Below are 23704 nucleotides of genomic sequence, written 5' to 3' on the forward strand. Positions count from 1 at the left end.
GGGGATCAAATGAAAAAAATTCCAATTCAAGCCTGGGCCTTGGGTGTTGTAAGTATCGCAATTATTGGTGCAGTCATTTTTGCATTGAACAAACCCAACACCGCTTCTGACAACAACGCAGCCAACAGTTCTTCAAAATTAACTGCTAGCCAAAATGATGGCAAAAGTCAAAGTCAATTAAATCAATTGGCCTTACCACAGCTTTCAAAAGCAGTTGCTTCAGATGAAAGTGTTGTCTTAATCAAAACCTCAATGGGTGATATTAAGATTAAGCTTTTCAATACCTACGCGCCCTTGGCCGTCGATAATTTTATCACGCATGCTAAGGCCGGTTATTATAACAACACAATTTTTCATCGTGTTATCAATAATTTTATGATTCAAGGTGGTGACCCAAAGGGTAACGGAACTGGTGGTAATTCAATTTGGCAAGGTAACAATAGCAAGATTGATAGCGGTTCTGGCTTTAAAAATGAAACATCTTCTTCGCTTTACAATATCCGTGGCGCACTTGCAATGGCTAATACTGGTCAAAAAGATTCGAATGGTTCGCAATTCTTTATTAATCAAAACCCAGTTGACCAGACTGGCAACATTGATAAGAGTGCTTATCCAAGTAAAATCTACAAGGCCTACAAAAACGGTGGTAACCCTGGCCTTGACGGTAGCTACACTGTCTTTGGTCAAGTAATCAGTGGTATGGACGTTGTTGATAAAATTGCCAAGAGCAAAGTCGATAGCAATGACAAACCCAAAACCGCAATTCAAATTTCTGAGATTCAAGTTACTACAGAAGCACCGCTTAACCTACCCGCCGATGCTCAATAATTAATTAAAACTTTTAATATCAACGAAAAACAGCCTGAGTTAGTGACGCTTATACATCACTAACTCAGGCTGTTTTATTGTGCCCCAACTTAAAAAGTAAATCTTTAATGGAAGATTTTTAATTTTATTGGTGCATCTTTACTTGTAACCATAAATCATTATATTGCTGCGTCCAGTAAGGTGATAGGTTACGATAAACTTCTTTACCCTTTAGCTGCTCACTCGTTGGATACCACTCACGGTCTTGGGTTAGCGATTTAGGCAAGTACTTCAATGCTCCCTTATTTGGCGTTGAATATCCTACCCATTCAGCATTTTGTGCCGCATTGCGTGGATCTGACATGAAGTTTAAGAAGGCATAAGCTGCCGGTTTGTTCGCTACCGTCTTTGGGATTACGAGGTTATCAACCCACATATTCCCAATCCCCTTTGGAATCACGTATTTAATATGTGGATTTTGTGCCGCCATCTCGGCTGCTTGACCTGAATAAACAACAGCCAAACTGCTTTCGCCACTAACCATATAATTCATAATCTCATCAGCTAAAATTGCTTGGGTATTGGGTGCTAGTGCCATCAACTTCTTGGCAGCAACATTCAAAGCCATGCTACTGGTTGTATTGACTGATTGATTATCCGAAGCCAAAGCAACACCCAACATATCACGGGCAGAATCAGTCAGCATAATTTTACCATTCCACTTATCTGACCATAAATCATTCCACTCTTGGATTTCACTGCGCTTAACGCGTTGATCATTATAAGCAATCCCTAGCGTACCCCAGAAATAAGGTAGTGAATAATGGTTATTAGGGTCAAAAGCCAAGTTCATATATTCTGGATCATAATATTTAACGTTTGGAATTTTATTTAAATCTAGGGGTTCTAATAACCCTTCCTGCCGCATCTTATCAACCATATAATCGGAAGGCACAGCAATATCATACGCTGTACCACCCTGCTTGACTTTAGTATACATTGCTTCATTTGAATCAAAAGTAACATAGTTCACTTGGTAACCAGTTTGCTTTTCGAACTTCTTAACCAGACTCGGGTCGATATACTCACCCCAATTATAAATTGTCAAAACGTTATTAGTTCGTGAAGCGCGATGAACCGGCTGTTGTGCTCGCATTAATTGAAAGCTAAGCGCTGCTAAGATTACAACCACAATTGTAATAATTGCTGAAAAAATACCTAGGCGTTTCATTATTTAATCACCCCCGCACGCTTGCTACGAATTCCGCGTACTGATATGAAATAATAAATTACAACCAGTAACAATGAAATTACAAACATTAAGGCTGACAAGGCATTAATTGATAGGTCAATTCCAGTTCGTGCTCGCGAGTAAATTTCAACTGATAGCGTTGAAAAATCCGAACCAGTAACGAAAAACGTTACTGCGAAGTCATCCAAGGAGTAGGTAATCGCCATAAAGAAGCCAGCCAAAATTCCTGGCCAAGCATAAGGCAAAATGATTCGACTCAAAACTTGTTGGCTATTAGCCCCTAAGTCATGGGCCGCCGTGATTAAGTCACGGTTCATCTCTTCTAGCCGTGGTAATACCATCAAAACGACGATTGGAACCGAAAAGGCCACATGGGAGAGTAATACTGTAATAAAACCTAGTTTTACACCCAGAAGCGTAAATAGAATCAAAAACGAAGCCCCAATGATAACATCAGGTGAAACCATTAAGATGTTATTCAATGATAATAGGGTTGTCTTGAGACTTCGGCGCTTAGCATTATAAATTCCCAAGGCCCCAAAGGTACCAATCAGCGTTGCTAGTAACGCTGATAAGAGTGCCACAATAAAGGTATTTACTAAGATATCCATCAACCGTAAATCAGCAAACATGTCTGCATAATGACTCAAGGAAAAGCCTGAAAAATTATGCATGTAGTCCCCAGCATTGAAAGAATAAAAAATTAGATAGAAAATAGGCGCATACATCAAAATAAATACAAAAATCAGGTAACCGTTGGCCCATTTTGATTGCTTTACTGTTGTTTGCATTAGCGATCACCCCGCCGTTTCCGATCACGGGTCACATACATCGTCAAGCCCATCGCAATAATCAAAACAATTCCAATGGTAGAACCCATACCCCAATTTTGTGTTACTAAGAAGTGTTCCTCAACCGCCGTTCCTAAGTTAATAACCTTATTTCCACCAATCAAACGGGTCACCATGAAGAGTGATAGTGTTGGAATAAAGACTGCTTGAATTCCCGCGCGAACACCACTCCAAGTCAACGGGAAAATCACTCGTCTTAGGGCTTGCCAAGGTGTGGCTCCTAAATCACGAGCAGCATTAACCAAACTAGGATTTAAGTCAATTAAGGCATTAAAAATCGGCATAATCATAAAGGGAATTTGAATATAGGCCGCCACTAAAATAAAAGATGTATTAGTAAATAGTAATTGTTGCCGACCTAAGCCGATAAAAGCTAAAAAGTTATTCACTGAACCATCTTGCGCAAATAGGCCAATAAAAGCATAAGTCTTTAATAATAAATTAACCCACGTTGGCAAAATAACTAATAATAACCAAAACTGTCGATTCTTTAACCGTGTCAAAAAATAAGCCATCGGATATGAGATTAGCAGGGTCACCGCAGTAACCACAGCCGCAATCCAAAGCGAATTTAACGTCATACGAATATATGTCCAAGAATCAAAGAAATTAAAATAGTTACTAATTGTAAAATTACCACTGTAATTTTTAAAACTTTGCACTAGTAATAAAATTAGCGGAGAAATCACAAATAAAAGAATCCATAGATAGTATGGAAGAGTATAAGTCGAAAGCCTTTTAGTCCGCATTCTCTTCTTCCTCCTCCTCATATTTCTCCAAACGAGCATCAAAATCATCTTCTGATTCGTTCAAACGCATAATATGAATATCTTCTGGATCGAAAAAAAGACCTCGCCGTTCCCCTAAGACAGCGGCATTCGTTGCCTGGACTTTCCACTCATTTTGATCATCATCATGGGCGGTAATTTCATAGTAATCACCTCTAAATGACTGATCATCAATCGTAACTACTAATTTACCTTGCCCTTCATCGACCAAATCCAAATCTTCTGGTCGCAAAACAACATCAACGGCTTCATTTGGTCGCATACCACCGTCAACATTTTCGAAGTCCTTACCGACAAAATGTACCAAATAGTCTTCCTTCATGATTCCAGGAATAATATTTGATTCACCAATAAAGTCAGCCACAAATCGGTTAATTGGCTCATCATAAATATCAACTGGCGTACCATTTTGAACAATTTCGCCATCATTAGTTAAAAAGATCCAATCTGACATTGCCAAGGCTTCTTCTTGGTCGTGGGTTACAAAGATAAACGTAATCCCCAGCCTTTGTTGAATTTCACGCAATTCATATTGCATCTGCTTACGCAACTTATAATCAAGGGCTGACAGGGGTTCATCCAGCAATAAAACCTTTGGTTCATTTGCCAGTGCTCGCGCAATTGCAACACGCTGCTGTTGACCACCTGATAGCTCACTAATTTCACGGTTTTCTAGACCTGACAACTTTACTAAACCAAGCATTTCCGTCACTTTAGCCGTAATTTCATTCTGGGGTTTCCCCTTAATTGTCATTCCAAAAGCCACGTTCTCAAATACATTCATATTTGGGAAAAGAGCATAATTCTGGAAGACAGTATTAACTGGTCTTTTCTCGGCAGGAATATCGTTAATTCGTTTTCCTTCAAAAATAATATCGCCTTCAGTCGCATCAATCATACCGGAAATCAGACGTAAAATAGTTGTTTTACCAGAACCAGATGGTCCCAAAAGGGTATAGAACTTACCTGCTTCAATTTCAAAATCTACATTTTTTAAGACTAAAGTATCACCAAAGCTTTTGGCAACATGCTTAAATTCAATAATTGGCTGTGTCAATCATAGATACCACCTTTCTTAACAGTGACTTTAATTATATAATTATTCGCTTATAAAATAAAGACAGGTCCTTTACTATCAAGCAATCAATTTTTAAATGCACTCACTTAAGAATCATAGAGAAGATTAATAATTAAGAATTTTTACAGTAAAGCCGACCTCATTTAATTGTGTTTGTAGAGTCTCAATTTCGTTCTTATCAGAATACTTTAACGCCTCATCAATTTCTGACGTCATATTTAAACGGTGATAAACATTAAAGCCAGCAAAATAAGCTGGTTTAGTTTCTAATGGAATTTCTCCATTTTCAATAAATTCGAGATAATATTCTGCCATTATTAATAACCGCCTTTCGTGCTTTTAGTATAAAACAACTTATCGAGTGATGAAAGCGCTTTTATTAAATAGCAATAAAAAAGCGTATTACTAATAATAGTAATACGCTTCTCTATTTTTCTTAGCTTAAGCTTATTCAGCGTCGCCCTTACCATACTTCTTAACAATCTCTTCTTGAACGTTCTTAGGAACGGCCTCATAGTGATCGAAAGCCATTTGGAAAGTACCACGTCCTTGCGTTGATGAACGCAAAGTTGTTGCATATCCAAACATTTCTGATAGAGGTACCTTGGCGTGAACCATCATGGCATTTCCACGTTGCTCTTGGCCTTCTAGCAAACCACGACGAGCAGATACGTGCCCCATAACATCACCCAAGTTATCCTCAGGAACAACGATATCAACCTTCATGATTGGCTCTAAGATAACTGCACCAGCAGTCTTAGCAGCCTCACGCAAAGCTAATGAAGCGGCAATCTTAAAGGCAGCTTCAGAAGAATCGACATCGTGGTATGATCCATCATACAACTTAGCCTTCAAGTCAACCAATGGGAAGCCAGCCAAAGGACCAGCGTTCATTGAGTCTTTCAATCCAGCATCAACTGAAGGAATGTACTCACGAGGAACAACACCACCAACGATGGCATCTTCGAATTCGTATCCAGCACCCTCTTCATTAGGTGAGAATTCAATCCAAACATCACCATATTGACCCTTACCACCAGATTGACGCTTGAAGTATCCACGAGCTTGAACAGTCTTAGTGAATGCTTCACGGTAAGCAACTTGTGGTGCTCCAACAGAAGCATCAACGTTAAACTCACGACGCAAACGGTCAACGATGATATCCAAGTGCAACTCACCCATACCAGAGATCAAAGTATCACCAGTTTCAGGGTTTGTCTCGGCACGGAATGAAGGATCTTCTTCAGCTAGCTTTTGCAAAGCTGTAGACATCTTGTCTTGGTCAGCCTTAGTCTTAGGCTCGATAGCCAATTGGATAACTGGCTCAGGGAACTCCATAGACTCCAAAATCAATGGGTGATCAACGTCAGTCAATGAATCACCAGTAGTTGTATCCTTCAAACCGATCGCAGCAGCGATATCACCTGAGAATACTTCTTCGATTTCAGTACGGTTAGTTGCGTGCATTTGTAGCAAACGTCCAACACGCTCACGCTTACCACGTGAAGTGTTCAAAACGTATGAACCGGCTTCCAAAGTACCAGTATATACACGCATAAATGTCAAACGTCCAACGAAAGGATCAGTCATAACCTTGAAGGCCAAGGCTGCGAAAGGCTTCTCGTCATCAGCCATCAAGTCAACTTCTTCATCAGTATCTGGATCTGTTGCAACATAAGGCTTAACATCCAAAGGTGATGGTAGGTAGTCAACAACGGCATCCAACATCATTTGCACACCCTTATCCTTGTAAGCTGAACCAGCTAGAACAGGATAGAATTGCAATGAAATTGTTGCACGACGGATAGCAGCTTTCAACTCAGCTTGTGTGATTTCTTCACCACCCAAGTACTTGTCCATGATTTCATCATCAACATCAGCGATAGCTTCAACCAATTCGTTGTACTTTTCTTCAACCAAATCAGCATAATCAGCAGGAATCTCACGAGGCTCCCACTTCTCACCCAAAGCATCAACTGGGTACAAAGCTTCCTTAGTAATCAAATCAATAACAGCTTCGAAATCATCTTCAGCACCAATTGGCCATTGAATAGCCTTAGCATTAGCAGCCAAACGTGACTTCATTGAGTCAACTGACATTTGGAAGTCAGCTCCCATCTTGTCCATCTTGTTAACAAAGACGATACGGGGAACTTCATAAGTTTCAGCTTGACGCCAAACAGTTTCTGTTTGTGGCTCAACACCGGCTGCACCATCCAAAACGGCAACGGCACCATCCAAAACACGCAATGAACGTTCAACTTCGATTGTGAAGTCCACGTGCCCTGGTGTATCGATGATGTTAACACGGTATGGCTCTTTTTCAAACTGGTCATGGAAACCATGCCAAACCGCTGTAGTAGCGGCTGATTGGATCGTGATTCCACGTTCCTTTTCTTGATCCATAAAGTCCATTTGAGAAGCACCGTCGTGAGTCTCACCAATCTTGTGAATCTTACCCGTGTAGTACAAGATACGCTCAGTCGTTGTTGTCTTACCAGCATCGATGTGCGCCATAATACCAATGTTACGAGTACGGTTCAATGGGTATTCACGCTTGTTAGCCATGTGAATTTTCTCCTTGAATATATTTCAGTCTATAAAAGACTGTGCTACAAATAATTATACCGTATATTACAGAAAAGTGGCTAGTGCAAACATGCAATAGCCACTACTCTTATTACCAGCGGTAATGTGCAAAGGCACGGTTGGCTTCTGCCATCTTGTGTGTGTCTTCACGCTTCTTCACAGCTGCACCAGTGTTATTGGCTGCATCCATGATTTCCTTAGCCAAACGCTCGTTCATTGTGTGCTCACCGCGTTGACGTGAGTATTGCACCAACCAGCGCAATCCCAAAGTAACACGACGCTCTGGACGAACTTCGACAGGAACTTGGTAGTTAGAACCACCGACACGACGTGCGCGTACTTCCAAAACAGGCATGATGTTGTTCAATGCCTCTTCGAAAACTGTCAATGGCTCTTGACCAGTGCTCTCCTTGATACGATCAAAAGCATCGTACAAGATTGTTGAAGCAGTTCCGCGCTTTCCATCAAGCATCAAGCGGTTGATCAAACGTGAAACTAGCTTTGAGTTGTAAATTGGATCAGGCAGAACTTCAGCCTGTTTAGTATAACCCTTACGTGGCATTCTTAATGTCCTCCCTTAATTACTTCTTCTTAGGGCGCTTTGCACCATACTTTGAACGTGATTGCATACGGCCATCAACACCGGCAGTATCCAAAGCACCACGGATGATGTGGTAACGCACACCAGGCAAATCCTTAACACGTCCACCACGGATCAAAACAACTGAGTGTTCTTGAAGGTTGTGACCGATTCCAGGAATGTATGCTGTAACTTCAATCAAGTTTGACAAACGTACACGGGCATACTTACGCAAAGCAGAGTTAGGCTTCTTTGGTGTCATAGTTCCGACACGAGTTGCAACACCACGCTTTTGTGGTGATGACAAGTTAGTCGTCTGCTTTGATTGTGAGTTATATCCGAAGTTCAAGGCTGGTGACTTTGACTTCGTGCTCTTTGACTTACGTGGCTTACGAACCAATTGGTTAATAGTAGGCATTGTCTAAGAGTCTCCTTTCAAATTTCGATAGTTTATTTTAGTCCACATATCCAGGTGTGTCATTTAACACCCAAAATGTAACCGTCGTTTTGGCACTCAGGTTCGCAGTTCAGCACGTCGTATGAATCATACAAACAGTTGCTCTCCAAAAGCACAAAGAATAGTATAGCAGGATTATTATCTTAGCGCAAGCCTTTCATCAAGATAAAGCCTGATTTAATCGCTAACTTTCTGCAAACAATTCCGGGCGTATCATTAACGAAAATTAGCCTCTTTAAAGTTAACCGCGCTTCTGTTTAAACTAAGGAGGTGCAGGATTATGACCCTCGCTGAGTGTGTATTTCTATGTTTATTAAACCTTTTATCGTTTGAAGATGTGCAAAAAAAATTAATTTCAGCCTATCTATTAATCATTCCATGGTCAATTCAAGTCTTAAGCACAAATTTTGATTTCCTCCCCTTCATCATCTACTTAAGCTGTCTAATAGTAAATCAATTTTTTCATGAAGCGCAAATTGGTAATGGTGATTTAGATGTCATTTACCTTTTAACCCTCTTTTTAAATTACCAGCAATGGATCTACTGCCTATTAATTGCTTGCTTAATCGCCATACTTTTCGGAAAAATCACCCAACAAAGAACCCTTCCTTTTGTTCCATTTCTAATGATCGCATATTTACTAGTCCGCTTTGTTTAAACAAAAAAACCGAACACAGAGTGCCCGGTTTTTATATGGAATTATACCAATGCCAACAAATCAGCCTTCTTTGCAGAAGCAGCAAATTCAATGTTGTTTTCTGACAAATATGCTTTAATTTCAGCAACAGTGTTCTTATCAGTTGGCTTCTCAGATGAAGCAACCTTTACAGCCTTTTCAACAACGTTGATTTTGATTTCCTTCTCAGTTGTAGCAGGTGTAATTTCGTGAACGATTTGACCGTTATCAGCCAAAGCCTTCTTAGCAGCCTCTGCCAAAGAAGCAAAAGCACTTGCATCAGAAATTGCAAGGTCAGCTAGCATCTTACGGTTCAAAGTTGAACCCATCAATGCAAGACCGTTCATGAAGCGTGAATATGACAAACCGTTCATCCGGGCAGCAGCGTTGATACGTGCAATCCACAACTTACGGAAGTTACGCTTAGTCGTCTTACGGTCACGGAAAGCATAGAACCATGACTTCCAAACTTGTTGCTTAGCAACCTTATAGTTAATGTGACGTTGTCCACGGTATCCCTTGGCCAACTTAATCATCTTCTTGCGACGCGCGCGTGTAGTGTTAGTACCCTTTACTCGCATGGGTTAATCCTCCAATAATTCTTTTTGTAAATTTGAGACTTGTTAGTTAACGTTAACTTGAATTAACGGCTCAACATGTGAATGTAAGTCTTCAAAGTCGTGTTGTTCATCATTGAAGTTCCACGCAATTGGCGACGTTGCTTCTTAGTCTTACCATGGAAACGGTGTGAAGTGTAGGCATTACCTGACTTCAAACCACCATTAGCAGTCTTCTTAAAACGCTTTGCTGAAGCACGGTGTGTCTTAAACTTTGGCATTGATATATCCTCCCAAACTGATTTAATTACTTAGTTTCTTTGGGTGCAAGCACCATAAACATGCTGCGACCCTCCATCTTAGCTCTAGCTTCAATCTTAGCGATTTCTTCTAGATCTGTTGCTAAGCGGTCCATTACTTCTCGCCCGATTTCCTTGTGCGTAATAGCACGTCCACGGAAACGAATCGAAACTTTGACTTTATTACCCTTTTCTAAGAACTTAATTGCATTGTTCTTTTTAGTATTAAAGTCGTTGTCATCAATTGTTGGGCTCAAACGAATTTCTTTGATGCTTACAATCTTTTGATTCTTACGTTGCTCACGTTGCTTCTTTTGATTATCAAACTTGAACTTACCATAGTCCATAATCTTGGCAACGGGTGGCTTAGCATTTGCCTGGACCAAGACCAAATCCAACTCTGCTTCATCAGCAATGTGTTGGGCATCAGCCTTAGACATAATGCCACGATCGCCGTCTTCAGTTATCAAACGAACTTCGTGAGCACGAATACGATCATTAATCAAATCTTGTTGTTGTTGTGGTTGGCGCGCGTTTGCTATGGTCCTTACCTCCGATAAAACTTGAAAAAAATAATGACGGCTCCACGCGACACACGTGAACCCGCCATTTAACAATAAATGTAAATGTTATTTACCCAGCAATTAAAATCGCTAAGGTGAATGGCGGGGGCCATTACTTAAATCTCTAACAAATAAAAATTATACAGATAAATTATTAAAAGGTCAAGGCTTTATTTAAAAGCCCGTTGATAAACTTACGTCCCTTATCATCTGTAAAATTCTTTGCCAATTCCATGGCCTCATTGACCGCAATCTTTGCGTCAATATTACCATACTTGGCTTCGTATAATGCTAGGCGAATTAACCCTAGGTCTGGTTGACTAATGCGGTCAATCGTCCAACCGCTTTGTAGATAGCCACTGATTGTTAAGTCTAATTCATCTAAGTGTTCAGTTACCCCGTTAACCAAGGCCAATAAATCACTTGGCAACTCACCTTCCCAAGTAAGTTCCGGATCACCGGCCAAGACTTGCGCTGCTAAAACCTCAGTTTGGACATCAGGATTAGCCGATAGGCCAAACAACGTTTGAAACGCAGCCTGCCGTGTTTGATGCCGGTTAAGTTCTACCATTATTTCTCTGCTCCTTTTTGCTCCCCAGTTTCACCAAATAGATTCTTTGGATCAACAGCTAGGGCTGGCTTGTTAGATATAATCCCTTGAACATGGACATTAACTAATACCAATTCAAGACCGGTCATAGCTGCAATCTGATTAGCGACATGCTCTTGGATATTACGAGCAACCTTAGGTACACTAACACCATAATTCAAAAAAACATACACATCAGCTTCTAAACCATGCTCTGTTTGCTTTAAATCGACGCCCTTACCGTGCACTTTATGCCCTAAAGCTTCTTGTGCCCAATTTGTTAATGATTCTCTTAAACGAGCAACCCCCTCAACTTCGCTAGTTGCTAGGGCGGCAATCAATTCAAGTACGCGCAAATTAATCCGGGTCTCCCCTGCAATATTACTTTCGTGATTCAAAACGATTGTTTCTTCAGCCATCTTAAATGTCCTCCTATACTTCGCTCTGTATATAGAGTGCTTATTCAAAGAGCGCCGGCCGGTAGCCGGTCGACGCTCCATCTAATCATTCTTTGCTACTAGGCACGTGAAGTGTACGAACCACCATCATCAGTATTGATGATTAGCTTATCACCAGCGTTGATAAAGTCTGGCACAGTAACGACCAAGCCAGTCTCCATTGTGGCTGGCTTTCCACCACCGTTAGCGGTAGCACCCTTAATACCAGGTTGTGTCTCAGTAACTGTTAGCGTAACTGTTTTTGGCACTTCAACGTCTAAAATCTCACCCTCGTAGGTTGTGATCTTAACTTCCATGTTTTCCAACAAGAACTTCAAGGCACCTTGGATCTTATCTCCTGGGATTTCAACTTGATCGTATGTCTCCGTATCCATGAATACGTGGTTACCAGCATCTTCATACAAATATTGCATCGTTGTTTGTGCAATGTTTGCTGTCTCAAACTTGTCACCAGGTCGGAAAGTAATTTCGTTAACCGCACCTGTACGTAAGTTCTTCAACTTTGAGCGCACAAAGGCAGCTCCCTTACCTGGCTTAACGTGTTGGAATTCCAATACACGCCAGATTGATTGGTTATACAAAATTGTCAAACCAGTCTTTAAATCGTTCATACCAATAGTAGCCATGAATCTAATTCTCCTAATGCTTAATCTTCTTCAAATAATCATACCAGAATAAAGGTTGACTTACTAGTATTCTAAATTGAAAAGTTATATTTATCGTTTGGCAGTGAATAACAAACAAAAAGGCTTTTAGCCAACTAAAGGTTAGCAAAAGCCTCCATCCACACTTACATTATAACCGTGATTCAAGTTCAGTTGTTAATTCTTCATAGCCTGGCTTACCAAGCAAACCAAACATATTCCGCTTGTAACCTTCAACCCCTGGTTGATCAAAAGGATTAATACCATTCAAATAACCTGAGATTGCTACAGCTGCCTCAAAGAAGTAAATCATTTGTCCCAAGGCAAATTCGTTTTGTTGGTCAAGTTCAACAATCATATTTGGCACCCCACCATCGACGTGGGCCAACATAGTTCCTTCAGAGGCGCGACGGTTAACATAACTCATCGTCTTATCTTCTAAGTAGGCCAAGCCATCATCGGCATCGGCCTCTGGAATCACTACATCTGATAGTGGCTCTGTTACGCGCACCAAGGTCTCAAACAAATTCCGTCGACCATCTTGGATATATTGACCAAAGGAATGCAAATCAGTTGAGAAATTACCAGTGGCTGGGAAAATCCCCTTACCATCTTTACCCTCAGATTCGCCTTGTAGTTGCTTCCACCACTCACCGAATTGAACTAAGGTTGGTTCATAGTTAATTAATAGCTCAGTTGTGTAACCCTTCCGGTAAAGGATGTTACGATAAGCCGCATACTGATAAGCTAGGTTCTCATTCAAATCAGCTGATGCGTAAGCTGCTTCACCAGCCGCTGCACCGGCCATCAATTGTTCAATATCCGCACCAGAAGCTGCGATTGGTAATAGGCCAACCGCTGTTAAGACTGAAAAACGGCCGCCGACACCATCTGGCACAACAAATTCTTCATAGCCTTCTGCATCAGCCAATGACTTTAAAGCGCCCCGCTTAGCATCAGTTGTTGCATAAATGCGTTGACGTGCTCCGGCCTGACCATATTTTTTCTCCAACATCGCTTTGAAAATACGGAAAGCAATCGCTGGCTCTGTTGTCGTACCTGATTTTGAAATAATATTTACTGAAAAGTCTCGATCACCAATCACCTTAATCAAAGAGTTTAGATATTGAGGTGAAATTGAATTTCCGGCAAATAAAACTTGTGGGAATTCACGTTGATCCTCAGGATACATATTACTAAAGTAATCATTCAAAAAGTCCGTCGCCGCACGGGCTCCGAGGTATGATCCGCCAATACCGATTACAACTAACACCTTAGAATCACTTTGAATTTGTTTGGCCGCTTTTTGAATCCGCGCAAATTCTTTACGATCATAATTTGATGGTAAATGTAGCCAGTCGCTATATTCACTACCAGCACCAGTTCCCTCACGCAACATCTTGTCTGCAGTGGTAACCATCGGTTGCATCATTGCTAGTTCATAATCACGTACAAAATCTTTCAACTTGGAAGTATCGAACGTCAACGTTGTCATTTTTTGAACCCCTTTTATTTTTGGTATAGACCAATTATAACCTGTAATAAATAATAAATAAAGCCCTCCTTCATAATAAAGTAAAAACCAGCTAGTTTCCATTAAGAAGAAAGCTAACTGGTTTTTTAATGCATTATTTTTTATCTGGTATCGTCACCGTGAAGGTTGTTCCCTTTCCAAGCACCGACTTAACAGTGATGGTTCCTTCATGCACTTCTACTAATTGACGAATAATCGCCATTCCTAGGCCGGTTTCGCCCCGCTTTGTCCGTGATTCATCCGCTTTATAGTAGCGTTCCCAAATTTTTGAAACCTGGTCTTCACTCATTCCGATTCCTGTATCGGTAATCGTAAACACAGCTTGCCCATTTTCACGTTGAGCCTTAACTGTTATCTCTCCATTTTCAGTAAATTGGATTGCATTATTGATAATATTGAAAATAATTTGCGTGAACCGGTCACGGTCAGCATACGTTAATACTTCCATTTCCCCTTCAAAAATCAGTTTATCACCAGCAAGATTTGCTTTACGACGTAACTGCTCCATCAAACGTTGTAGGAGTTGGACTGCATCAAATTGTTCTTTTTTCAAAACAACTTTATTCTGACGTAAACGTTCATAATCCAAATTATCTTTGACCAACCGTGCCAAACGGTCGGCCTCTGCCTTGATTAAGTCATAAGAATGTTGTTTATCATCCTCTGGAATTACATCATATTGCAACCCTTCCACAATTCCAGAAATTGTGGTCAAAGGTGTTCGCATCTCATGACTAGCATTGGCCATAAACTCTTTGCGTCGTTCTTCTTGCTCTTCAATCTCATCAGCTTGGCTCTGCAAAGAACTCGTCATCGAATTAACATCATCGGCTAAGGCAACAACTTCATCGCGTCCTTTCAAATGAGCACGTGCACTATAGTCACCATCTGAAACGCGGCGGGTTACAATTTGAATTAAGCGTAAGCGATTAACAATTAAACGTGAAAAAATAAAGCTCAGCATAATCACTGCAATCGTTGAAATCAGAAATGCTACAAAAAGATTTTTTCGTAACATTACCAAATTATCTGAAACTGACGATGTTGCTTCACGTGCAACCACTACAGCGACCAAACGATCTTTTTTGTCAAAAAAAGGTTTTATTACATCCAAAGTTCTCGCACCACGTTCATCAGCACTTTGCTTTTGAATAATTTTATGATTTTTTAGACTCTGCCATTCATCATTTGTGATTTTAACTGTATTTATTCGTTCCTTAGTTGGATAAATCGTACGCTGATCCGCTCCGTACAAAGTAAAACTAATTCCCTGCACTTTTAATAAGGTTGATTCAGTCTTTAAGTTACTGGTGTCAAAATAGGCAAAATTGCCACTTGCTTCTTCAAAGCGCATTGTTTCTTCAGCAATAGCAACTGCAAAACGATTTAACTGTGAATAAGCATTATCTTCAACCATTTTTGTTGTAAACTGCGTAAATAATACCCCAACAATTGCTAGAGCTGTAATTGTAACAGTTAAAAAGGCGAGTACCTGTTGATACATTAATTTCATTGTTAATTCCAAAAAGGCTACACAGACTGTGTAACCCATCCCATCTAATTCCTAGCTAACTAGGCCTGCTCCTCAACAACACTTGAATCATCAAACTTGTATCCAACACCCCAAACAGTTTGGATAACTTGAGGGCCAACCTTTTCAATCTTTTGGCGTAACTTCTTAACATGAGCATCGACAGTTCGCTCGTCACCAAAATATTCATAATCCCATACTAACTGTAGCAGTTGCTCCCGCGAGAAAACCTGTCGTTGTTTATTAGCCAATACCTTTAGTAAATCAAATTCTTTTGGTGTCAAATCTTTGATTAGTTTATCGTTTAAATAAGCTTCACGTGTATTCGAATTGAGCTTGAAAGTACGTGTAACCACATCAAATTCTTCGTGAGCATCATTAGCAGCGTTACCGTTCCCCTTACTTGCACTACCACTTACTTCGGCTCGACGATGTAAAGCCTTGATTCGAGCAATTAGAGTAATTGGGCTAAATGGCTTCGTTACATAGTCGTCCGCTCCCATTTCAAGACCTAAGACTTGATCTGACTCAGAATCCCGCGCGGTCAACATAATAATCGGCGTAGTACTGGTGATTTCGCGAATTTTGACCGCAACTTGCATTCCATCTAAGCCTGGCAAATTTAAATCTAAAATAATTAGATCCCAAAATTCTGGCTTACTGGTAAATTCTGTCACTGCATCATTGCCATCATATGCAAAAGTAACATCCCAGCCTTCTTTTTTAAAGAACATCCCCATCATTTCTGAAACTGATGTGTTATCTTCAACCATTAAAATGTTCATCTGTTTTCCTCACTCAATTTTGACTTTAGCAATCTCTTATAGATATATAATACCCGATTTAGGTCGCTTTGCGGGCGTATTTCACACAGTTTATATATAATAGTTATATTTAATTTGAATCAAGCTATAAATTGACTAAAAAAAAACTTATTTTTCGCTAATAACTACCTAATACTTTTAATTATACAACCGTTAGCGCTTTCACGCATTAATAGCTTAAAAAAAAGCTAGGAATTATTCCTAGCTTTCAACCTAAACTTTTTATTACCACCAACCATTAGCTGCTCTAAAGGCAATTGCAGCATCAATTGACCCATAGCGTGATACTGCATAATTAATCATTCCAGCTGTCTGACTGGCAACTGATCCATAACCCCAACCTTGATTTGTTTGTCCCAAACCATGATAAATACCATTTGAGGCACTTGGATTACCACCTGATTCAGGCATTACAACACTATTCCACAATGCTGGCGTACCACCGGCATTAATAAATTGATCGTAAGTTGAACCCGTGTTCGTTGTGTTTGTATTAACAGTTGGTTGGCTAACGTCTGTACTTGTTGTGTCCACTGATGTGGCTGGTGTTTCAATTACTGGTGCAGCTGATGACTCAACTACTGGTGCAGCTGATGACTCAACTACTGGTGCAGCTGATGACTCAACTACTGGTGCAGCTGATGACTCAACTACTGGTGCAACTGATGATTCAACTACTGGTGCAGCTGATGACTCAACTACTGGTGCAGCTGATGACTCAACTACTGGTGCAACTGATGATTCAACTACTGGTGCAGCTGATGACTCAACTACTGGTGCAACTGATGACTCAACTACTGGTGCAGCTGATGACTCAACTACTGGTGCGACTGATGACTCGACTACTGGTGCGGCTGTCCCAGTTGTTTCAACTTCTTGGTCAACAAAAATCAAATTGGCATTCTTAATGTTATTAAGTGTTACCAAGTTTGCTACCGTCGTATTATTATCTTGGGCAATCTTTGACAAAGTATCGCCAGCCTTAACCTTATAGGTATCAGCTTTTGCGGAAACTTGGGTTGAAATTGCCACGGTTGCCATACCGGCAACCGTTAATGCTGCTTGTGTTACTTTATTCATAAGATTGCTTTCACTCCTATTTTTCTGTCCATTACTTCACGTTAATTTACCGTTTAAATTTTGGGTCAAGACTTCCACCCATTAATGCTTATAGTTTAGCAGTTCAAAAGATTTATATATTTCAATTCAGTAACAAATCATTAAATCAATGTTTTTTTGCCCAAAACATCAATTGACTTTATCGACATAATTTAAGCCCAAGACTGGTATTATCAATCTCCTGTCCCATTAAAAAACAAAAAATAAGCTTTTAAAAAAATGGGAAAATTCCTAAACTTTCTCTTAACTAACCACATCATTAGCTGATAAGCTTTTCTTTTTTAAGTAAATTATCCATGATTTAACTGCAATAGACGCTCACGTAACTTATCATCAGCTGCAGTCAAATAAGTCCCTTTAATCCCCCTAGTCAACAAGATGTTCAAAGCATTAAACATCACAGTCTGCTTAATTTCCGCAAATTCATGCTCATTCATAATTGCAGGATGCTTCTTATATATTTCCCGATGAGTCACCTTGTCTGGGTTTACGGTAATTCGATCATTTTTAGCATCATATTCAAAGGGTGGCCCCAAAATTACCCCAACATAATTCAAGTCAAAACCTTGCACCGTATAAATCGAACCAACTTCATTAATTGTATCTGACCGTTCAGCCCAAGGCGTCTTTTGACCGTCATACTCATCCCATGGCAAATCAAAATCATCCATGTGCACATTATGGCGCCCAGCCTGACGAGTAAAGCCGGTTGTAGCAACCATCCGAGCTAAGCCTTCACTTTGGTTACGCTGTTTAATTAAGGTATACATCTCACTTGCTCGGTCAAAAATCCGTAAATCATAATTTTCAAAAACAGGGAATGGATTAATTGCTCCCTGCGCTAAGTTTTTTAACCAGGTTAAGACTGCTTGAGGGGCCTGCATTCGATATTGCACATCCAATTTAAATGTTTGATGTGTATATGGTGCAAGTACCTGCTTTAACATTGTTGGTGTCCATAACATCTTCGTTTGAATCATTTGGTGAAAATCAAACACCACTACCACTACTTTAGCTAATTTAATCAATTCAGCTAACTGATTATCCTGCTTAAACCGAATATATGGTTCTGCTTTTGACAATAGTAAATGCCCCTCATCAACCAAAATTACGTCATACTGCTGATTATTTTTATGTGCAGCATTAATCAAAGAAGTTGGTCGTACATAATCCTTCTGCTTAATCCCAGGTAAATCGCTGGCCAAACTTTGATATACTTTCAACAAATCTGGATGATTAACCGTAAAAATACTATTTATCTGTTGATGTTGCTTTAAGCGCTGAAATAACTTAGTTAAAATTACGCTCTTCCCAACGCCTGCGCTTCCCTCAATCACCGCCACATTGGGCCCGATACTGCTAGTTAAGCCCTTTAATACATATTGTTCAATTGCTTGCAATTGTTGTACCTGTTCGTAACTTAAATCAGTCACATTAAATTTTTCTTTCGCACTATTTTCCATTAACACTATTCCTTAAAAAAATAGACCAAGGTGTTAAACACCCTGGCCCATATCAAACAAATTATTAGTAATTTTGCTTACTTGGCTTTATTTCCTTTAGCCAAAGTAAGTAGATAGTAGCTTAATGCGGCAATTGCCATCGCTACAAAAGTTACCCCGATTGTTTGCTGAATGAAAGCGACATAGCCCAAGGCCCAATACGAGAATAATCCTAGAGCCCAGGCTAGAATTGCCAGCCAATTAACTCCTCCATTATACCAGTATTTACCATCAATCTTTACAAATTCTGCTAAATCATACTTACCATGACGAACGATAAAGTAATCAACTAGGAATACTGCAATTTCAGGGCCAAGAAACATCCCAATAAAATTCAAAAAGGTTGTAAAGTCAGTTAAAAAGTTTGCAAACCATAGTGGAATAAATGATACCAAAGTTGCCGCCAAAGTAACAATCCAAAGTGACACATTCAACTTCAAGTGATGCCACATGTTAGTTAATGCTGAACCGGCAGCCATTAAATTAACAGCATTTGCGGTGGTTGACGTAATAACAATAACCAATAGGGCAATTGTGCCCAAACCAAGCTTAACTGCAATGGTTGAAGGATCTGAGTCGTTTGGATCAAAGGACCGCATTGCAATTGCCGTGGCGATTGTTGCAGTCAAACCAATGAAAGCAAACCAGAATAATCCAATATTAGCACCCAAGAATGACATTACTGTTGCTGAGCGTTCTTTTTTGGCAAAACGGGTAAAATCAGATGCCGCCGTTACCCAAGCCAAGTTGAAGGCTGCCAAAATATCAACGACCGACCCTGATGAAAGGCGCACTGCTGCTTGGGGCTGCCAAGCAAGAATTTGGGATAGTGAGACATTGCGGAATACAACAACTGACTCCCAAACAACAAAGATGATAACTAAAACAATTCCCACACGCTCAATCATCCGAATTGACCGCTCGCCTAACGAAATTGATGCTAAGTGGAGCATTGACATAATAACAATTCCAACCATTAGCCCAGTATTACCACCAGCCGTACCATAGGCTGGCCAGCCCAAGATACTATTAAAAATAGTTGAAATTGAGATTGCAGCAATGAAAGTATTGGCTGCTGCCCAACCGATAAATTGAACCACGTTAATTATTGACGGAATAAATGACCCGCGTAACCCGAAAGAAGCCCGAGTCAGTGCCATCGCTGGCAGACCAGTTCGGTAACCCATTAAGCCAGCCATGGCTAAAAAGACATAAGATAAGACTCCAACGATAATCAAGGTAGTAGATGCTGTATACATTCCCGCAGCTGCAATAACGCCACCAATATACCAGGTTCCATTGTTAGCGTTGGCCCCAATCCAAGTTGCTGTCATATCCCAACCAGTCGCATTTCGATCCTGCAAGGGAATCGACTCAACATGACCGTATGTTTTCACACTTGTTGCTTTTGCATCAGTTTCCATAAAAATTCTCCTTTGCCACCCCAAGAACTTTGACAAAAGAAAAGTTCCCGCATAAAAAATGCGAGAACCACTTTGTTCTTCATTTGCTTCTGCTCTTGTCGGCCTCTCCGGACCGTCTTAAAAAGTGGTTTTTTTGATAATACCAGAATTAACCCTCATTACGCAAGAGGCAATTGCTTCATCAAACTAATCTTAATTCTCAAAATCCGTCCATAGGTAGCCCTTAACTTTTAAATTAGTGACCGGCTTAGCGGTAATTCTACCAGTTTCTTTTATATAATCACGAATTAGACTTGGCATATCAGCAGTTGACTCAAATAAAATCTTATCAGCCTGAAACATTGGATATTCACCCGCACCAACACCACGATAATTACTAACAGCCACTAAGTATTTAGCTGTTGGGTCAAAATTTTGACCCGCTACCCGATTAATTGTCACTCGATTGTGTTTTTGCTTAGCTAAATCAATTGTATAATCAATGCCACTATAAATATCATAATTATAATGCTGAATTTTAGGTTCTAAGAAGTCTTGGCTAACTACAACCTTACCATCAGACCGCAAAGCAAAATATTCAGCTGAGCGTTCAAGGGCGGCCTTTAACTCTAGCCCCGTTAAACGTTCAACGACCACTGTATTTAAAAACAGATAGTTGGTTAGAATATCGCGATATGTCACACTACCACTTAAGCCTTGAATTTCATCACTGAAGATTGCGGTTCCAGCAATTTGAGTGTCATGATATGGACTATTCCTAAGCGCCCAGAGTTGCACTTGGTTAATAAATTCGACAAAGGGATGTGACTTAATACGCGCAAGAAAATGGTTTTTAATTGCAAACTTATCATCAACGATCCCCAGTGGCTGATCTAACCACTCATTCAAACCAGTTTGATATTTTTGATAATTAGTAAGTACAGCAACATCCTCGCTAAAACCGCTTGTCTTAATTAATTGTGCATGAGCAGCTGTTTTAATTTTGTTATTAAAATCTAACTGAACTAAGCCCACATGACTAGCCCGATAGCCGGGTTGTGTAACTGCCACTTGATTAACGACCGTTGCAATTTCACGATGTTGATGCCCAGTTATCAATGCATCAATCCCAGCTATTTGTAATAGCTGATAACCTTGATTTTCACCAGTCAATGGCTCCTCAGCTAAACCACTTTGTAAATTTTCGGCAAAGCCGCCATGGTAGGCAACGATAATTGCATCTACTTTTGGCCGTAGTTCATCAACTAATTTTTGAGCCACTTGCACGGGGTCCAAAAATGTTAAATCAGTAATATGCTCTGCTAACTCCCATTTAGGAACATATTTAGTTGTCAAACCAATAAAGGCAAACTTTAGACCTGCGCGTTCAACAATTTGATATGGTCTACCAATAAAAGGTTGGCCCGTCTTTTGATCAATTACATTAGCATTTAATAAACGTGTTTCATTTTTATAAGCTGTTTCAAGGTAATCTCGACCAAAGTTAAATTCATGATTACCTAAGACCCGAAAATCTGCCTGCACATCATTAGCAAAATTCTGGAAAACTGGTACTTCTGCCGGCATCACTTGTTTTATATAAGTTGTAAAAGGCGATCCTTGGATAAAGTCGCCATTTTCAATTACAAATGATACTTCATTCGTTTTACTTCCCTGTTGGTATTCTTTAATTGCTTTTGCTGCCCGACTCAAACCAAAATCTTTAGCAACTACTGGCTTTCTAAAGTCATCTGCCCGAATATACCCATGTACATCGGACAAAGATATAATTGAAACTTTCATAAGGTACCTACTCCTTTTAATAACCTTCTTCCATAATGTCATTCTATCCTGACTAATTAACCTTTGTCTAAAGTATTTTTCTCTAAATTTATCCGTATTTAAGCGGTATTTTCCCAACTATATATCACTTGAAAGTTATATTTATATCGTATGCCAAGCAAAGTTATAGAAATAATTCGATTAAAACAATAAGTTTGTTCAGTTTAGCTTAAAAGTTATTTTTGAAAAAATTTAACCATGCTAATATTCCGCGAATATTAATTTATTTAGTCAACTTTTAACCGTTTCATTCCAAGCCATTACTTCTATTTCCCGTTATCGATACAACAACGTCTCTTGGGTAAAGAAATCTTTGACAGAAAATACTAGTTGTAATTCATACGTGAGCAGCATATGTATATTGCTTTTTAATCTTTACACCACAGATTTTCCCTAGTATTCTTATATAAACCTTAGCGCCATAACATTTGGCGCCTAACGACATTAAAGTATACAGGAGATCATACTATGTTATTTACAAATCTGGTCATTGAAAACAGCGCAGAATTAACCGACGTACGTTTTGAAAATGGTGTTTTTACTGCCATTGGTCAGCATCTAACACCAAAAACTGGTGAAGTTGTCCACGATTTAACCGGAAAGCTCATGCTACCACCTTTCGTTGACCCACATATGCACCTTGATTCAACCATGACAGCTGGCGATCCAGAATATAACGAATCTGGGACTTTATTTGACGGTATTCGGATCTGGTCAATTCGTAAGCAAAAGCTTTCGCATGCTGATGTAAAGGAGCGTGCCTTGAGCGCTCTCCGGCTACAAGCTGCTCACGGGATTCAGTTTGTCCGCTCACATGTCGATGTCACCGATTCTGACCTTGTTGCATTAAAAGCGCTAATTGAGGTGCGTGAAGAGGTCAAAGATTGGATGGAGCTTCAACTAGTTGCCTTCCCACAAGAAGGGATTCTATCTTTTCCTGGGGGGAAGGAGCTTTTGATTCAGGCAGCCGAGCTCGGTGTTGATGCACTTGGTGCTATTCCACACTTTGAATTTACGCGCGAATACGCCGTTGAATCTATGAAATTTGTTTTTGAAGTTGCACAAAAATATGGTCTATTAATTGACGCGCATACTGATGAAATTGATGACGAGCAATCACGGTCACTAGAAACAATGGCCACGCTAGCTTTAGAAACTGGCTTAAGTAATAAGGTTACTGCATCACATACCACAGCAATGGGATCATATAATGATGCCTATGTTTATAAATTAATGCGCCTATTAAAGATGTCAAAAATTAATTTTATTGCTAATCCGCTTGTTAATATGTATTTGGGTGGTCGGTTTGACACATATCCTAAGCGTCGTGGTCTAACCCGGGTCAAAGAGCTTGATGCAGCTGGCATCAATGTTGCCTTTGGTGAAGATGATATTAAAGATCCTTGGTATCCCATGGGAAACGGAAATATGCTAGATGTCTTACATATGGGACTACACGCAACCCAAGTAATGGGCTTTAGTGAAATTATGAATTCATATCGTTTTATTAGTCATAATGGTGCCATCGCAATGCACATAGAAGACCACTATGGTATAGAGGTTGGTAAGCCCGCTAATTTCCTGATTTTTGATGCAGCTAATTTCTTTACCGTGCTTAATGAACGTGCCGAGCTCTTATACTCTGTGCATCAAGGTAATATTCTGGTTGAAGGTCAGCCTAAGCAGACTCAACTATTTTTCTAAAATTAGAACATAGCAAAAAGGCGAACACATAATTCATGTGTCCGCCTTTTATTCATT

Annotated in this window: 24 protein-coding genes and 1 pseudogene; 3 read left to right on the forward strand and 22 right to left on the reverse strand. The window is 39.9% G+C overall.

What is annotated here, in order from left to right:
• The first annotated feature begins 9 nt into the window (after window positions 1-9).
• Complete coding sequence (locus TT13_RS07690) at window positions 10-828, forward strand: peptidylprolyl isomerase (RefSeq protein WP_027699443.1); 819 nt, start codon at window positions 10-12, stop codon at window positions 826-828.
• A 124-nt stretch (window positions 829-952) separates the two neighbouring features.
• Here TT13_RS07690 and TT13_RS07695 read toward each other — a convergent pair whose 3' ends face one another.
• The 8 genes from TT13_RS07695 to rpsL all read right to left on the reverse strand — a co-directional run bounded on the left by TT13_RS07695 (window position 953) and on the right by rpsL (window position 8363).
• Complete coding sequence (locus tag TT13_RS07695) at window positions 953-2038, reverse strand: ABC transporter substrate-binding protein (RefSeq protein WP_027699444.1); 1086 nt, start codon at window positions 2036-2038, stop codon at window positions 953-955.
• Window positions 2038-2850, reverse strand: a complete 813-nt coding sequence (locus TT13_RS07700) for an ABC transporter permease (protein ID WP_027699445.1) — start codon at window positions 2848-2850, stop codon at window positions 2038-2040. The genes TT13_RS07695 and TT13_RS07700 overlap by 1 nt, the downstream gene beginning before the upstream one ends.
• Window positions 2850-3659, reverse strand: coding sequence for an ABC transporter permease (locus TT13_RS07705; protein ID WP_027699446.1), 810 nt, complete (start codon window positions 3657-3659; stop codon window positions 2850-2852). Before TT13_RS07705 ends, TT13_RS07700 begins: the two co-directional genes overlap by 1 nt.
• Window positions 3649-4755 (reverse strand): ABC transporter ATP-binding protein, encoded by a 1107-nt coding sequence (locus TT13_RS07710; protein ID WP_027699447.1) that lies wholly within the window; start codon window positions 4753-4755, stop codon window positions 3649-3651. The genes TT13_RS07705 and TT13_RS07710 overlap by 11 nt, the downstream gene beginning before the upstream one ends.
• Before the next feature lie 126 nt (window positions 4756-4881).
• On the reverse strand, window positions 4882-5091 hold the full coding sequence (locus TT13_RS07715; RefSeq protein WP_027699448.1) for a hypothetical protein: 210 nt from the start codon (window positions 5089-5091) through the stop codon (window positions 4882-4884).
• A 132-nt stretch (window positions 5092-5223) separates the two neighbouring features.
• Complete coding sequence (gene fusA / locus TT13_RS07720) at window positions 5224-7344, reverse strand: elongation factor G (protein WP_027699449.1); 2121 nt, start codon at window positions 7342-7344, stop codon at window positions 5224-5226.
• A 112-nt stretch (window positions 7345-7456) separates the two neighbouring features.
• Window positions 7457-7927 carry a 30S ribosomal protein S7 gene (gene rpsG, locus TT13_RS07725; RefSeq protein WP_027699450.1) on the reverse strand — a complete coding sequence of 157 codons (471 nt, stop codon included), beginning with the start codon at window positions 7925-7927 and terminating at the stop codon, window positions 7457-7459.
• Window positions 7928-7946: 19 nt separating this feature from the next.
• Complete coding sequence (gene rpsL, locus TT13_RS07730; protein ID WP_027699451.1) at window positions 7947-8363, reverse strand: 30S ribosomal protein S12; 417 nt, start codon at window positions 8361-8363, stop codon at window positions 7947-7949.
• Between the two features lie 319 nt (window positions 8364-8682).
• Here rpsL and TT13_RS07735 point away from each other — a divergent pair, with 319 nt between their 5' ends.
• The gene (locus TT13_RS07735) at window positions 8683-9060 is read left to right on the forward strand and encodes a prepilin peptidase (RefSeq protein WP_027699452.1); all 378 of its coding nucleotides are present in this window, start codon (window positions 8683-8685) and stop codon (window positions 9058-9060) included.
• Between the two features lie 41 nt (window positions 9061-9101).
• On the opposite strand, the gene TT13_RS11635 is transcribed toward TT13_RS07735, so the two are convergent.
• The 14 genes and pseudogenes from TT13_RS11635 to TT13_RS07800 form a co-directional block, all read right to left on the reverse strand.
• The gene (locus tag TT13_RS11635; RefSeq protein ID WP_278279343.1) at window positions 9102-9257 is read right to left on the reverse strand and encodes a HeH/LEM domain-containing protein; all 156 of its coding nucleotides are present in this window, start codon (window positions 9255-9257) and stop codon (window positions 9102-9104) included.
• Window positions 9246-9659: pseudogene (rplT, locus tag TT13_RS07740) on the reverse strand (50S ribosomal protein L20); the annotation flags it as partial. The pseudogene rplT and the gene TT13_RS11635, both read right to left, overlap by 12 nt.
• Before the next feature lie 62 nt (window positions 9660-9721).
• A complete protein-coding gene (gene rpmI, locus TT13_RS07745; protein ID WP_027699454.1) occupies window positions 9722-9916 on the reverse strand; it encodes a 50S ribosomal protein L35 in 195 nt (64 codons plus the stop codon).
• A gap of 26 nt (window positions 9917-9942) precedes the next feature.
• Window positions 9943-10476 carry a translation initiation factor IF-3 gene (gene infC / locus TT13_RS07750; protein WP_082816211.1) on the reverse strand — a complete coding sequence of 178 codons (534 nt, stop codon included), beginning with the start codon at window positions 10474-10476 and terminating at the stop codon, window positions 9943-9945.
• A gap of 175 nt (window positions 10477-10651) precedes the next feature.
• Window positions 10652-11068: a transcription antitermination factor NusB gene (gene nusB, locus TT13_RS07755; RefSeq protein ID WP_027699456.1), complete on the reverse strand. Its 417-nt coding sequence runs from the start codon at window positions 11066-11068 to the stop codon at window positions 10652-10654.
• The gene (locus TT13_RS07760; protein ID WP_027699457.1) at window positions 11068-11505 is read right to left on the reverse strand and encodes an Asp23/Gls24 family envelope stress response protein; all 438 of its coding nucleotides are present in this window, start codon (window positions 11503-11505) and stop codon (window positions 11068-11070) included. Before TT13_RS07760 ends, nusB begins: the two co-directional genes overlap by 1 nt.
• Before the next feature lie 98 nt (window positions 11506-11603).
• Window positions 11604-12170: an elongation factor P gene (gene efp, locus TT13_RS07765; RefSeq protein WP_027699458.1), complete on the reverse strand. Its 567-nt coding sequence runs from the start codon at window positions 12168-12170 to the stop codon at window positions 11604-11606.
• A gap of 169 nt (window positions 12171-12339) precedes the next feature.
• Entirely contained in the window at window positions 12340-13683 is a 1344-nt protein-coding gene (locus TT13_RS07770; protein WP_027699459.1) for a glucose-6-phosphate isomerase, read from the reverse strand.
• 133 nt (window positions 13684-13816) lie between these two features.
• On the reverse strand, window positions 13817-15235 hold the full coding sequence (locus TT13_RS07775) for a sensor histidine kinase (protein ID WP_027699460.1): 1419 nt from the start codon (window positions 15233-15235) through the stop codon (window positions 13817-13819).
• Window positions 15236-15294: 59 nt separating this feature from the next.
• Window positions 15295-16038, reverse strand: a complete 744-nt coding sequence (locus TT13_RS07780; protein ID WP_027699461.1) for a response regulator transcription factor — start codon at window positions 16036-16038, stop codon at window positions 15295-15297.
• A gap of 264 nt (window positions 16039-16302) precedes the next feature.
• Complete coding sequence (locus TT13_RS11070) at window positions 16303-17157, reverse strand: LysM peptidoglycan-binding domain-containing protein (protein WP_027699462.1); 855 nt, start codon at window positions 17155-17157, stop codon at window positions 16303-16305.
• A gap of 329 nt (window positions 17158-17486) precedes the next feature.
• Window positions 17487-18659: a DUF2075 domain-containing protein gene (locus tag TT13_RS07790; RefSeq protein WP_027699463.1), complete on the reverse strand. Its 1173-nt coding sequence runs from the start codon at window positions 18657-18659 to the stop codon at window positions 17487-17489.
• A gap of 77 nt (window positions 18660-18736) precedes the next feature.
• Window positions 18737-20122: a cytosine permease gene (locus tag TT13_RS07795; RefSeq protein ID WP_027699464.1), complete on the reverse strand. Its 1386-nt coding sequence runs from the start codon at window positions 20120-20122 to the stop codon at window positions 18737-18739.
• Between the two features lie 192 nt (window positions 20123-20314).
• Window positions 20315-21904, reverse strand: coding sequence for a bifunctional metallophosphatase/5'-nucleotidase (locus tag TT13_RS07800; RefSeq protein WP_027699465.1), 1590 nt, complete (start codon window positions 21902-21904; stop codon window positions 20315-20317).
• A 507-nt stretch (window positions 21905-22411) separates the two neighbouring features.
• Between TT13_RS07800 and codA the strand changes: the two genes are divergently transcribed.
• The gene (gene codA / locus TT13_RS07805; RefSeq protein ID WP_027699466.1) at window positions 22412-23647 is read left to right on the forward strand and encodes a cytosine deaminase; all 1236 of its coding nucleotides are present in this window, start codon (window positions 22412-22414) and stop codon (window positions 23645-23647) included.
• Window positions 23648-23704: the final 57 nt, after the last annotated feature.

Origin of the sequence: Weissella oryzae SG25 (assembly GCF_000691805.2) — a bacterium.
Classification (GTDB): Bacteria; Bacillota; Bacilli; order Lactobacillales; family Lactobacillaceae; genus Weissella; species Weissella oryzae.